This window comes from Bacteroides cellulosilyticus (genome assembly GCF_020091405.1).
GTDB lineage: Bacteria > Bacteroidota > Bacteroidia > Bacteroidales > Bacteroidaceae > Bacteroides.
Genome location: NZ_CP081903.1, coordinates 6,542,924 through 6,557,092, shown reverse-complemented (window position 1 = coordinate 6,557,092; position 14,169 = coordinate 6,542,924). Strand labels below are relative to the sequence as shown.

7 protein-coding genes are annotated in these 14,169 nt (G+C 49.8%); 6 read left to right on the top strand and 1 reads right to left on the bottom strand.

Annotation, left to right across the window (positions count from 1 at the left end; translation table 11 throughout):
* The first annotated feature begins 10 nt into the window (after positions 1 to 10).
* The 6 genes from K6V21_RS25065 (at position 11) to K6V21_RS25040 (ending at position 12,119) form a co-directional block, all read left to right on the top strand.
* Positions 11 to 1,600, top strand: coding sequence for a DUF3868 domain-containing protein (locus K6V21_RS25065; RefSeq protein ID WP_224320276.1), 1,590 nt, complete (start codon positions 11 to 13; stop codon positions 1,598 to 1,600).
* Between the two features lie 25 nt (positions 1,601 to 1,625).
* Positions 1,626 to 4,934, top strand: a complete 3,309-nt coding sequence (locus K6V21_RS25060; RefSeq protein ID WP_224320275.1) for a hypothetical protein — start codon at positions 1,626 to 1,628, stop codon at positions 4,932 to 4,934.
* A gap of 213 nt (positions 4,935 to 5,147) precedes the next feature.
* Complete coding sequence (locus K6V21_RS25055) at positions 5,148 to 6,701, top strand: ATP-binding protein (protein ID WP_224320274.1); 1,554 nt, start codon at positions 5,148 to 5,150, stop codon at positions 6,699 to 6,701.
* A 225-nt stretch (positions 6,702 to 6,926) separates the two neighbouring features.
* Positions 6,927 to 7,715, top strand: coding sequence for a DUF4469 domain-containing protein (locus tag K6V21_RS25050; protein ID WP_408912915.1), 789 nt, complete (start codon positions 6,927 to 6,929; stop codon positions 7,713 to 7,715).
* A 973-nt stretch (positions 7,716 to 8,688) separates the two neighbouring features.
* Positions 8,689 to 10,158, top strand: coding sequence for a hypothetical protein (locus K6V21_RS25045; protein WP_224320272.1), 1,470 nt, complete (start codon positions 8,689 to 8,691; stop codon positions 10,156 to 10,158).
* 29 nt (positions 10,159 to 10,187) lie between these two features.
* A complete protein-coding gene (locus tag K6V21_RS25040) occupies positions 10,188 to 12,119 on the top strand; it encodes a fimbrial protein (protein ID WP_224320271.1) in 1,932 nt (643 codons plus the stop codon).
* 174 nt (positions 12,120 to 12,293) lie between these two features.
* On the opposite strand, the gene K6V21_RS25035 is transcribed toward K6V21_RS25040, so the two are convergent.
* A complete protein-coding gene (locus K6V21_RS25035) occupies positions 12,294 to 13,901 on the bottom strand; it encodes a DUF6377 domain-containing protein (RefSeq protein ID WP_224320270.1) in 1,608 nt (535 codons plus the stop codon).
* Positions 13,902 to 14,169: the final 268 nt, after the last annotated feature.

Here is a 14,169-nt window from a genome sequence, read left to right as displayed (position 1 = left end):
AATGAAAGGGATGGAATATATAATAGGAGGCTTGGTTGGGGTACTGCTGGCTGCGGAAGCATGGGCGGGCGGAACTCCGGTACTCAGTTCGCATGTCTTTACGCAAGGGGACAGTCTTCATATAGAACTGCTGTTGAATCTGGATGATACAAAAGCAGGGAATGCGGAGGCTTACCGCTTTACGCCCGTGCTGCGCAGTGCAGGACGCTTGCAGGAACTCCCGGCAGTGGTGGTGAGCGGACGTCGGCGTGCCCGTGCTGACCACAGGCAGCAGGTGCTCCAACCCGCACCCGGTTATATTCCTCCTTACCGCACACTTTATGCCCGGAACCGGAAAGACAGTATCGGCTATCATGTGTCCGTCGCTTACAGTCCGTGGATGGAACACGCCTCGCTGGTGCTGATGCGCGAGCAACGGGATTGTTGCCGGATGAAGATTCTCGGAGTAGAACCGTTGATAGCAGACCTTGCCGTGAACAGTCCTTTCAAGGTTCCGCAGGGACAGATAGTAAGCTCACAAAAACAGATAGTTGCTCCGCAAAAACAGGTAATGATTGCACAGGAGCAACTTGCCGTTCCACAGGCAGTTGAAGAAAGACGTGAAACCGTCACCGACCACCGGAAAACGAAAAGCAGCCCGGAGTGTATGCCTTGCGCCGAATGTACGGCAATGGTGACTTACCTCACCCCTGAGATGGAAACCCAGAAACACCGTTCGGAAAGCGCCACCTTATATATAGACTACCCTACTGGAATTTATGATGTCCGCCGTGAGTTCCACAACAACCGTTCGGAACTGGAGAAGCTGGACAGCCTGATGCGTCCGCTCACCAAAGGAAATCTGGCAAGCATCTCTGAAATTTCCATTTGCGGCTACGCTTCACCCGATGGGACATACAAAGACAATGAAAAACTTGCCTCCAACCGCGCCCGCTGTTTCAAGGAATATATGTGCGCAACGTATGCACCGGGGCACAACCTTTATAAAGTATCTTCCATACCCGAAGATTGGGACGGGCTGGTGGAACTGCTGAAACAGTATCCCATGAAACATGGTGACGAGATATTGACTCTTATTTCACGCACAGGCATTTTTGAAGGACGTGAAAAGCAGTTGATGGATATGTACGGGGGAACTGTCTACCGGGAACTCCTGAAAGACTATTTCCCGCAGTTGAGACGCATACGGGTTACGGTGGGTTATGAAGCCCGCGCTTTCAATATCGAAGAGGCGGCAAGCCTGATATATACACATCCCCGCCTGCTGTCATTGCAGGAGATGTACCGTGTAGCGGCTTTCTACCGTCCCGGCACGGAGCAATACCGTGAAGTCTATGAGATAGCCGCTTATCACTTCCCGGACGATGCATTGGCAAACATCAATGTCGCTTCGGCGGTGATCATGGCGGGCGACCCGATAAGCGCCCGGCAATATCTGGATAAGGTGGCGGACGAGCCGCGTGCGTGGAATGACTTCGGCGTACTGGCGTATCTGGAAGGTGACCGGAAGAAAGCCGAGGAATGGTTCCGTAAGGCATTGGGCATAGAGCCGGAAAAGGCGAGGAAAAACCTGAAGAAAATGAAGAATGAAAATAAATAGTAACTGCATAAAAATGCTACAAGGAATGAAATCATTAGCTAAGTTCTTTCTACGCCTCTCATTGGTGCTTCTGCCATGCCTGACGGCAGGATGCACCTCGGAGGTGGAAACCATAGGCGGAATTCCCGAAAAACCGGAGAACCCGCTGGCAAATGACCCTAACCGCCGCTCGGTGGTAATCTCACTGCAGAACAAGCTGATTCTGGTGAACGGTACACCGGAAAGCCGTGCTACGCCCCGCGACGGCATAGCCGAAGAGGATGAGAATCGCATTGAAAGTTTTGATATTTATGCATTCGGCAGCGATAAGGAAGAAGGACCTTACACATTTCAGGAACGGTTCACCTATCGTTCGGAAGTCGGGACACTGCCCGTGGGTGCTTCCCCGCTTGAATTGAAATCGGACGAAGCCGCCGGAAAAGTGAATGTGGTGTTCTATCCCCGCAAGGGTTTGTTTACCAAATTTTATTGCGTGGCAAACCAACCCGCCATGCATGATGCCGCAGGGCATGCGTATACCGATTATACGTCGCTGCAACAAAGTTCGCAACATCAGGCAGGAACACCGGGAGATGCAGTAATAGCACCCGGCATCCCTACCGAGAATGACTTCACCAAACTAAGCACCCCGTTGTTAGAGCCCACCGGTTTCAATGCCGGCATCCTGCTCACCCCGTTACCCATGTCCGGTGCCAACAGCCAGCCCGTCGACTTGCGGGAATACAGCATGGGAACATTTGTGCGGCTGAACGTCTCGCTCAGCCGTGCCGTGGCACGCTTCGATGTGGTGAACGATGCCGCCAAATCTCATTTCACCATTACCGACATTGCCATGGGCAACGGGCGACAAGGGGTAACGCTGTTCCCCATCCGCCCCACAGGCGATGTTCCCGCCGCACCCGGACAACTCATTACGTACCCTTACCGCGCCTTCGACGGACTGAACGCTAACGTCGGCACCACCACCAAAGCCTTCTACTGCTATCCTTGCAAAGCGACAGATGAAGGATTTCTGATTTTGAAAGGACTTTATGCCATGAACCTGACGGATGAAAAGAAAGAGGTGTCTTACCGCATCCCCTTCGAACGCGTGTCCGATGGTAACGGGGCACGTATCGAAATAAACCATAACCACCGCTACACAGTGCAGATCACCGAAGCCGACCCCTTCGAACTGACAGCCAACATCCGACTGGTGGACTGGGAAACGGGAGACTATATAGACGATTACGAACCTGAGAACGGACTCGACGCTGTCATCGTAGCCAATCTGTTGCCTGTAGATGAAACGACTTACGACGTTAACACTAGTGTTGTTACGCTGGCACTTAAAACAGGAAGTAGTTTTACCGCCACCACCGGCTCCAATGCCGGAGTCGAAGCGCAACTAAGCTACTATGGCGATAACTCTGCGGACGGCTGGCTGAAACTGGAAGAAATCCCCATCACCACCGCACATATAGGTGCCACGCAACAAGTGAAATATAAAGTGACTCTTGATGAGAGTTACACAGGCGACAACTATCCCCGCGGCATCCTCTGCCTGAAGGACAAAGCGGGAGGTGGCGAGGAAGTGATACTGATAGATATAGATGCGACTTTGGACGTCCCCATCGTAAAACCCACAGGCGGCGCGATGAGTCCCGATGGAATAAACAAATGGGACATGGCAGATAATACACTCTATCTGGTACAGACACTCAGTTCCGGAGCATCCACAGGTAAGATAACCGTCACAGCCATTGGCGGCAGTAAGATAGAGATTCCTGAGAATGCGGGCATCACCGTCACCCCGGCTTCAAGCACGAACACTACGCAGGAATATACCTTCCGGTGGGCAGGTACGGATGCCACCGACCTGACGGAAAAAAATATTACCGTGACCCTGAAAAACAATACAATGGAAGCGAAGGCCGGGAATATCACGGTGAAATTGCTGCCTAACCGAATCAATAACTTGCAGATAACTGACCAGGGAGAGGGTATTAGTCTATCAGCCATAACGGCTACCACCGCCACGCTTACCATGCCCATCATCAAGGAGCGGCAATTCACGCTAACAATGGATAGTTATAGCAAGCCGACCGTAAATAAATGTCCGTCGTGGTTGGAAAACACCACACCACTAACCACACGAAGCGCACCGGAGAGTAAAACAATAAGTTTTACCTTCAAGCTGATAGAGGATGCGGCGAATTTCAGTGATACCCAAATCGTGTTCACGAACACTGCCGGAGGTACAGGAATGACAGTAAATATCACGAGAGAATTTCAGGCACCTGTGATAACAGCCACCGGCACGATGGAACCCAGCGTGAATTCTCTAAGCGGCAATACCCTACACATGTATCGTGTCGCGACTGGGAAGCAGTCCAAAGCTCAGATAAAGGTTTATTCGCTGGGAGGAAGCACGTTGACTACACCCGGAAGTTGGTGTTATCAGCGGGTGATAAGTGCTCCCAATAATTACGAGAAGATATACGAAATTTATTGGGATGGAAACGGCGATCAGCTTGGTGCAACTAATAATAGCACTTGCTACCTAAAGAATGCCGCCGACGATAGCAAACAACTTACCGCTACGTTAGCTCAAGATGCGGCACGTCCCACTTTCTCAAGTGATTATAGTTGTGTACGTTTCAATGAAGCGACAAATACCTGGTGCTACTTTGATGTGATGGATAACGCTAATTTATACGGAAAACATGACTTCTCCTTCAAAGTATACTCTCCGGCAGGTGTCAATATTACCGGAACAAGTAGTTTCGGAGCTATTAGTGTCACTCATACCGGCAGCTGGACTACCGGTGCACCTTATGATACCTTTCGTTTCAATATTAGTGGTTATAACTATTGCCTTGGAGGCAAAGGGGGCGACACACCAATAGGTAATATTGTATTGAAAAGTAATCAGTCAGCCTATTTTCCGGATTATACGCTTAAAATGATTAATTATCTGCCCATTTGCAAAGGATACTTCGCCAGAAAGGATAATAATACAGGTAAGTTCTGGGCAAATGCCGGAGAAACTACAGAAACTTTTGCTAATCTGACAGACAGTTGGGCAAGAAATGCATACAGTGGATGGAGACTCCCTACTCAGGATGAGTGGAAAGCTTTTATTGGTGACTGGTCTGACGATGAGGGTTGGCATAATTTTCCACAAGGCATAAGTAACATCCTTACTGATATCATTCCGAATGAACAAGTGAAATGTACCACTAATGATCCCTACTATAGAATTGAATTCAACCGGCCAAATGGGCAATGGGGACGAGATTGGGATTGGTATCAGGAAAGTATTAAACGCAATGTGGTTCTGATTAGCCTCTAAAGATATATAATTCTGTACGTTCCAGCGGATTTGTAAATCTGCTTGAACAAATACCGTTTGAAATGACAATCCCTTCATTGGGCATAGCTGGCAACAGCACATTCGTTCTTTGACATGTTGGAATGATTTCTTTTTAAATAAATACCTCTTCTACGATTGGGAATAAAACAGAAATCAGTACTTTTGTGTATTGATGTATAAAAGTAGAAGAATATGAGCGATAAGATTTTTCCCATCGGCATCCAGAATTTCGAAAGTCTTCGTGAGGATGGCTATTTCTATATTGATAAAACGGCATTGATTTATCAAATGGTGAAAACCGGACGTTACTACTTTATCAGTCGTCCGCGCCGTTTTGGCAAGAGCCTGCTCATCTCTACGTTGGAAGCCTACTTCCAGGGAAAGAAGGAGCTGTTCAACGGACTGGCCGTGGAAAAGCTGGAAAAGGATTGGATAACGCACCCCATACTGCACCTGGACCTCAACATAGAGAAGTATGACACTTTGGAGAGCCTGGAGAAAATCCTGAATGATAATCTGGCCTATTGGGAAAGTCTGTATGGCACCCGACCGACCGAGACTTCCTTCTCCCTGCGTTTTGCCGGCATCATTCAGCGAGCTTGTGAGCAGACGGGACAACGCGTAGTTATCCTCGTGGACGAGTACGACAAACCCATGCTGCAAGCTATCGGGAACGAAGAACTGCAAAAGCAATTCCGCGATACCCTGAAACCTTTTTATGGAGCACTCAAGACGAAAGACGGTTATATCAAGTTCGCTCTGCTGACAGGTGTAACCAAATTCGGCAAAGTCAGCGTATTCAGCGACCTGAATAATCTGGATGACATTTCCATGTGGAACGAATACATTGAGATCTGCGGAATCAGCGAACGGGAGATTCACGAGAACCTGGAAGCCGAACTGCATGAATTTGCCGCTGCCCGGGGAGTGACATACGATAAAATCTGTGCTGAACTCAAGGAGAACTATGACGGTTACCATTTCACGCACAATTCTATTGGTATTTATAACCCGTTCAGCCTGCTCAACGCCTTCAAACGCAAAGAGTTCAACAGTTACTGGTTTGAAACCGGAACTCCCACTTATCTGGTGAAGTTATTGAAAAAACACCACTATGACCTGGAACGGATGGCGCACGAAGAAACTGACGTCCAGGTGCTGAACAGCGTAGATTCTGAATCCACGAACCCCATTCCGGTGATTTATCAGAGCGGATATCTTACCATAAAGGGGTATGATGAACGTTTCGGCACGTATCATTTAGGTTTCCCCAACAAGGAAGTAGAGGAAGGATTTATCCGTTTCCTTGTGCCTTTCTATACCAACGTAAGTAAGGTGGAAACCCCGTTTGAGATTCAGAAGTTTGTTCGTGAAGTGGAATCGGGCGATTACGACTCCTTCTTCCGCCGCTTGCAGAGTTTCTTTGCCGATACCACTTACGAAGTAATCCGCGAGCAGGAACTGCATTACGAAAATGTGCTCTTCATCGTCTTCAAGCTGGTAGGCTTCTATACCCAAGTAGAGTATAAAACGAACAATGGCCGCGTAGACCTCGTGTTGAAGACGGACAAGTTTATTTATATAATGGAATTCAAACTGGATGGCACTGCCGAAGAGGCTTTGCAGCAAATCAACGACAAGCAATATGCACTTCCCTTTGCAGCCGACGGGCGAAAGCTTCTTAAGATAGGAATAAACTTCAGCGCGAAAACCCGGAATATCGAGAAGTGGATAGTTGAATCTTAATTGACGCTTAAAGGCTAAGCATCCCCCTATATTTTAATCATTCCAACATGTCAAACGAACTTTCGTACTTTGACATGTTGGAATGATTTTTTTGTGGAATTCCCTCCCGGCTTTTCTCCAAGAAACTCATTCCTCATGCCCTAATTATCGAATTTATTAACCCGGCAGAACTCTGGTTTTACCGACATTACTAATTATAAAAACATAGAGATTATGGCAAACGAAATCAAGTATCAAATCAACGGTCAGCTGGCGGACAACACCGTGACCGTAGACAACAAGGAGGATGTGATTCTTGTCCCTGTATCCATCGGCAACGCGGATGAAAACCGCATCATTGCCGAATTGAAAGCCGAAGACTCCGGTCTGCGCGAAGAAACGATCCGTCACGTCTTCGACTTGCAGAAGCGTGTCATCAAGCGGTTGCTGATGACCGGAGTGAGTGTGAACACAGGGTTATACTACGCTTCCGTCAACTTCCGGGGTATAATAGAGGGTTCCACCTGGAACCCGGAGAAGAATTCCATCGTGGTGAACTTCAACGTAGGCGCCGACCTGCGTGAAGCCATCAAGCAAACCACCGTGGGCATTATCGGCGAGAAAGGCAGCGCCATGTACATCGGCGGCGTGCAGGATGCCTCCACCCGCGCACTGGACGCCTCAGCCACGGCAGGACGTGCCTTCACACTAACAGGCGGCAGGCTGAAAGTAGCGGGAACCGACCCGACGGTGGGTATTACCCTGACAAGTAGCAAGAACAAGGAAACCAAAGTGACCGAAGACCTCTGGGTAACGAACGATCCTTCGAAACTGACATTCATTATCCCCGCCGAGCTGGCTGACGGAACGTATGAACTGAAAGTAACCACACAGTTTAGCGGCAACAGTAAGACGCTGCTGAAAGTCCCGCGCAGTGTGGTGAAGACCATTTATATCGGCACGGCACCTTCAGGAGGGGGCAGCGGTAGTGGTAGTGGCGGAGAAGGTGGCCTGGATGAGAACCCGTTGGGATAAAAAAACAACAGCAACCGGTAGCCGTACTGTTACGGGTGCCGTAACAGTACTATTACGACCGGCGTAACTGACCGTTTACGGGTACCGTAACAGTACTATTACGACCGGCGTAACTGACCGTTTACGGGTGCCGTAACAGTACTATTACGACTGGCGTAACTGACCGTTTACGGGTGCCGTAACAGTACGGCCGGCTAAATAGCTTATAATTAATTTATTAACTTTCAAATAAAAGTATAGACAAATGATGAAAAAGAAGAACATGCTTTGGATGCCCGCCTTGCTTGCCCTGCTTGCAGGATGCAGCCAGGCAGAGCTTGAACCTGACGACACTCCCATCGGTGGAGCGCAAGGCAAAGAGATCCGTCTCGTATTTAGTGGCGGAGGTGAGTCGCAGGAATACACCCGCGCCATCGCTTCCGAGAGTGAAAACCAGATCGATAATCTGGACATCTATGTATTCGCCGCCACCGCCGACGGCGGTGATTACCAGTATCTTGAAAAGTGGACGGCTGCCGCGGATGACAACACCGCAGCCAAGACTTTCAAACTGAGCGGTGCCGGTACTGACCGGAAAGCCTCCATCTTCCCCACGGAACTCAAAGGCATCCCCAACCTGAAACTGTATTGCGTGGCAAACAGTACAACGCTCTACAAGACTGACGGAACCGCCATCGATCCCCTGACAGCGGTGACCACCAATGCCGCCACCGGAGCTATTGTAACCACAGGCACAAAGGACGAGGATTTCGAAAAGTACTTCACCTCCAAACTCCTCCCGACAGGCACCGCTCTGGGCACCCCGCTGGTGATGACCGGAAGTGGTACTACGAAGATACTGGGCAACATCGCCACGGTGAACATCGAACTCAAACGCCGCGTGAGCCGTTTCGACATCGACAACGAATCCGCCAAGACGGGACTGATTATCGAAAGCGTCTCGCTGGGCAACGGCCGCAATCAGTCCACAGTAATGCCGGGCACGCTGGCTGACCTTAGCGACCCTGATCGCGCCACCAACCTCATCCAGTATCCCACCGCCGAAGGCAGCTACCTGATGCTACCTAAAGCCAATCAGGGATTGACGGAGAGCGCCCTCTACACCTATCCGCTCAAGGATACGGACAAGGCATTCCTCATCATCAAGGGCAAATACCAGAACCCGATGCAGAAAGACCCCGTTCCGGTGGAGTACCATCTTGATATACAACGTGTTCCCGATGGTGGCGGGGCTGCCACGTTCATGGACGTAGTAGCCAATACCCGCTACACCCTGCACATCAAGGAAGTGATGGAAGCCACCATCACCGCTTTCTTCGAAATCGTGGACTGGACCAGTGGTGGCGGAGTCATCATCAAACCCGATAACGCGGCACCCGTAGTGACTGCACTGAATGTGGAAGGAGCCGACAAGGACGTCACCACCAAGGAAATCAGTGTAACCGCCGACGGTGCGGAGAAAACCATCACGCTGACCGCCACAGCCAGTGGCAAGGTGCAGCCAAGATTCAGCACCACCACCGGATGGGACATCGACTGGCTGACGCACAAGACTGCCGACTACAAGTCGGAAGTTGTGGATGGAGTAACCACCACTACCATGACCTTCAATTACACGCTGGACGCCGCCAAGCCTTATGTTCCCATCACGCTGACACTTGCCAATGAATCGGCTTCACAGGATGAATCGGTGTACACCAAACTGACCATTGTGCCTCCCGCCATAGCCCCGGCACTGGACTTCGCTACGCCGGATGCGGCTACGGGGAACTTCAACCTGTATGATGTGGCAAACAACAAACTCACTATGTATAAGACGAATAAGAGCAACATCACACTCGGAGCAAGCTGTCTCTTCGGCACAAAGCTGGTGTTGAACAGCCAAATGCCATGGCTGGAAGTCTCGAAAAGTAAAACAGGCCCCACACCAAGCACCTCGGGCACTCCCTCCACGGATGTTTCCCTTGATACCCCGGTAGAAGAGTACTACACGCTCACACTGAAAGACGTGACGGCAACCAGCGGTGTGGACAGTAAGTTCGAGATCATCAGTCTGGGCGATGCCGCCAAGAAACTGGAACTGACGGTAGAGTTGCTTGACCCTGCCATCACAACGATTGAACTGACGGGTACCCCGGGCGGAGCCACTTACAACAATTATAAGATTACCGACGTGCCGCGTGCCGACGCCACCACCGTCGTAGTGGAAGTAACTTCTCCGCAAGGCGTAACGGCCAGTACCTTGTCCTCCTGGTTCACCGTTGCCGAGACTGCCGCCTTTACACGAACCAATGCGACGGATGCCACCGGCACCCAGACCTTCACCCTGACCGTGAAGAATTCCGTCACCGACTTCACCGCCGCTCCGATTGTGCTGAAAAACAACATCTCGGGCATGGAAGACGTGACCGTACTGGTAAGCCCTGCGCCCGTTGTTCCTTAATTAAGTAATCAATTAATAACAATAAGATCATGATTAAAAACAGAAAACAGTTTTCCGCTTGGTTGATAGGCTTGCTTGCCCTGTCCCTTGCGGGTTGCAGCGAAGCGGAAGTTCTGCCGTCAACCACTCCCGGCGATGACCCGCTGGCCAGTGACCCCACGCGCCGCGAAGTCATCCTGGGCTTCCAGAACAAGCTGAGCATAAAGACGGCGGGCACCCCTAAGACAACGGGCACCACCCGTGCCGACGCCCCCATCGCCACCACCGAAGAGAATGAAATCTCCACACTGGACATCTACGTATTCTCCTCGGACAAAGAAGAAGGCCCCTACACCTATCAGGAGCGTTTCTGCTACCGTGCTGACGGTTCCACCGTGGTTGGCGCCACCAAGATTGTGCTGACCATGGAAGGCGACAACGTGGCACTGGCTACTCTGCGCCCCCAAAAGGGCCTGTTCACCAAGTTCTACTGCATTGCCAACCAGCCCAAATTGCTGAAAGCCGGAGCGGAATACACCCTCTTCACCCCGCTGGAACAAAACTCCCCGGGTACGGATTATAATCTGGTGACTAAGGCGGGAGTCCCCACCGAAACGGACTTCCTCACCTTTACCACCCCATTGCTGGACCCTACTGAAACCACAGACGTGCTGCTGACGCCCCTGCCCATGGTAGGTTCTTATAGCCCCGCACTCGACCTGCGGGACATCAGTATGGGTTCCCGTACCCGCATCAACATGACACTTTCGCGTATCGTCTCCCGTTTCGATATTATCAATGATGCGAAATTGTCGCATCTCACCATCACCAGCGTATCGATGGGCCACGGCCGCAAGGGAGTTACCTTCTTCCCGGTGGTTCCGGTGGATGATGCTATCCCCGCCCAAACGCTCATCACCTATCCCGACCGTGACTTTGACGGCGCCGATGCCAACAAGGGCACTCAGAAAGGTGCTTTCTACAGTTACCCCAGTCCGATTGCGGACAATGGCTACCTGATTATCAAGGGCAAGTATGCGCTGAACATGACGGACGTGCCGCAGGAAGTGAGTTACATGGTGGAATTTGAGCAATCGGTAGCGGGTACAGGCGGATACATCGAAGTGAAACCCAACCATCGCTACACGGTCCGCATCACGGATGCCGACCCGTTCAAACTGGATGTGAACATCACCGTCACGGACTGGACGGACGGCGGCGATTTTGAGTACCAGCCGGAAAATGAACTGGCCATCGGGACGCTGGTAGAATCGGGAGCAACCACTATTGCGGGCAACAATGAAGCCACCGTCTCTCCGGATGAAACAACTTACTTCAACATCCCTTTCACCAGCAACTCGGAAGCGGAATGCAGCATTGTCTATACCGGTTCTGCGGGCGGTGCCGCCGAATGGTTGGAAACAGCAATCGCGAAAGATGTGGTGACCCGTTCCGGTTCTACCTCTTACACCTGCAAGGTGTCAAAAAAGTCTGGGTATGCGGGTAATCAGTTCCCGAAGGCTATCATTATCCTGCGCAGCAAGGCGGGACGTGAAGAGAGTCAGATTGTGGTGAAGGCCTCAGTCGGAGTGCCCACAATTGTTGCTGCGGCAAGTACTCCGTCGGAACCGACCGGCGCCAATACCTACACTGCGGGTACTGAATCACCGGATGTGACAACCGGAGTACTCAGCATGCAGAAACAGGCGAGTTCCGGAACCACCTCGTCCATGAAACTTACCGTGACCGCCAAAGGTGGCAGCAAGCTTTCCGGTCTGCCCGCCTGGCTGAATGCTGACAAGGCGGTGGGACATGCCACCGAAGCCGTGGACTACACCCTGACGCTGGATCAGAATGCGAAGGATTTCCCAACAGCATTCCCGGCAAACGGGGCTGCAACCTTTGAAATCCAGAATCTGTCGGATGCGTCAAAGAAGGTGACGGTAACGGTGAATGTGACGGAAGCGGCGATAGTACCGTAAGAGAGAAAGGACAAAGAAAGATAAAAAAAGATCTTTGTTACATAAGAAAAAACTTTTGAGAATAAAGAATCGGGTAGGAAGGAAACGAAGGGGTTTTCTTCCTACTCTTGTTTTAAGGCTAACCTTCTTCAAATAGATAAGGATAGAAGATAATCTTAATCGGGATGAATGAATTTACATCACCGCACAAAGCTCCTCCACCTGTTTCTCGAAACTATCCCTCATCTTTGCCTTATTCTTCACCACACTCCGATGATTATAAATCGTCTGCGGAGAATAGAACAGGAGAGTGGCTATCTTGGAGCTATCCTTAATCCCCATCCGTATTAAAGCGAATATCCGAAGTTCCGTAGTCAGGATTTCCCCCCGCTTGGGCATAATCTCTTCTCCTTCGCGCAACAGGGAATTGAATTCCTTTATAAAGTTAGGATACAGATTTAGGAAAGCCGTATCGAAGTTCATAAAGAACTCCTTGGCATCCGTGTCCGAAAGCTTGGTTGCATTGACCAGTCTCAGTAAATCGTCCGTTTGCTTTGCCTTTACCTTGCGCTTCACTAAATCCTGGTATTTATTCAGTTTATCTATGTAGGCGGCACATAAATCCATAAACAGACTCACATACTCCTCGCGCGTATGATTCGTATCTACCAACGCTTTATTCAGATGTTGCAGTTCCTGGTTCATATCCGCCAATATCTTTCTCCGCTTATGCAACTGGTTCATCTGCCGGTAAATATAAACCAGGGAAACCACCAGTCCGATAGACAAGAGACTGATACATATCAGCGACCATTGCAATCTTTGACTTTTGATAAGATTCTGTTCCTGATAGGAAAGCACGATGGAGGGGAACTTCCTCGCTATTTCGAGCATACGCAGGCGGTTGTTGTAGAACATGGCATCTTCCAGAGAATGGTTTAAGTAACGGTTGGCACGTGAAACTTCTCCGCTTCTGTTCTTGAAAATATATAGGGCCAGTTCCTGTAAAGCCAGATTCTCTTTCAATGGGCATACCTGGTCGGAGATGGCTGCCATTATCAGGTAATTTTCATATTCTTCCCAATTATTGGTTTGTGAGTACACTAATGCCAGTCCGTAAGTCACCATAGCATACAATCGGACATTGACAGGCAACCCTTCCAATGCCTTTTTATAGCAATCTTCCGCTTCGGCATACCTGCGGTGGCGATAGAGATTTTCACCTTTCCAATAATGATGCAGCGGTGAACTGGCGGGCAGGACACTGATAAGTGAATCCTGATAAAGCATCTCCTTTTCATAATAGCGGGGAGCGTATACTTTATCATTGGAATATTCGGCCCACATGCTGTATGCCCATTCGTAAGCCGTATAGTATTCTATTCGCAATGCATCGTCCAGTATGCGGCTGTCTATCTGTTCCAGGTTTTGAATGGATTCGCTGAAATACCCCGAAGTGGAGAGGAGGATGGAGCGGTGAATAATGCTCAGATTGCGGTATGCGGGGTTGGAGAGTTTCATAGCCACTTGTTCTTCCCGGTCTACGTAAAGCATGGCCGAATCGAAACGGTACGTATAATATTCCTCATAAATGGCATTGTATAATTGGAAACGTGCATCGTCGCCCATGGCCGGATAGAGTAAATGCTTGAGGCTGTCAATCCGTGCCTCCTTCCGGAGTGAATATTGATTGCGCAGTTTCAGGGCGGCTTCCAACTCTCCGGACAAGTCAACTTTGTTTGCAGCACGGAAAGGCAGGAGAACGAACAACAGGAATAATCCCGATAACAAGCATTTCTTCATAGTGTATATTCATTAAAAGTAGACAAATGCAAAGTTATTAAAACTTTCCGGTAAACGGGTATGTCTACTTGTATTTCTAAAATGGATGTTAGTAAGTGACTTATTCTGAATGGTTTATTCCTTGCGCGATGCTCCTGCCAATCTACCTGACGACTACCTGCGGAAACAGTGCGTTATTATACCCCCTAACTTTGCCCTCGTTGAAAGACAAGGAGTGAAATCCTCTCTGGTTCCTTCTTCAGAATGTTTAATTTTAAATCAATGAATA

Bases quoted from the DNA above. Each gene is read 5' to 3' on its own strand.
- K6V21_RS25065 (WP_224320276.1), top strand. From the start codon at position 11: ATGGAATATATAATAGGAGGCTTGGTTGGGGTACTGCTGGCTGCGGAA.
- K6V21_RS25060 (WP_224320275.1), top strand. From the start codon at position 1,626: ATGAAATCATTAGCTAAGTTCTTTCTACGCCTCTCATTGGTGCTTCTG.
- K6V21_RS25055 (WP_224320274.1), top strand. From the start codon at position 5,148: ATGAGCGATAAGATTTTTCCCATCGGCATCCAGAATTTCGAAAGTCTT.
- K6V21_RS25045 (WP_224320272.1), top strand. From the start codon at position 8,689: ATGCCGGGCACGCTGGCTGACCTTAGCGACCCTGATCGCGCCACCAAC.
- K6V21_RS25040 (WP_224320271.1), top strand. From the start codon at position 10,188: ATGATTAAAAACAGAAAACAGTTTTCCGCTTGGTTGATAGGCTTGCTT.
- K6V21_RS25035 (WP_224320270.1), bottom strand. From the start codon at position 13,901: ATGAAGAAATGCTTGTTATCGGGATTATTCCTGTTGTTCGTTCTCCTG.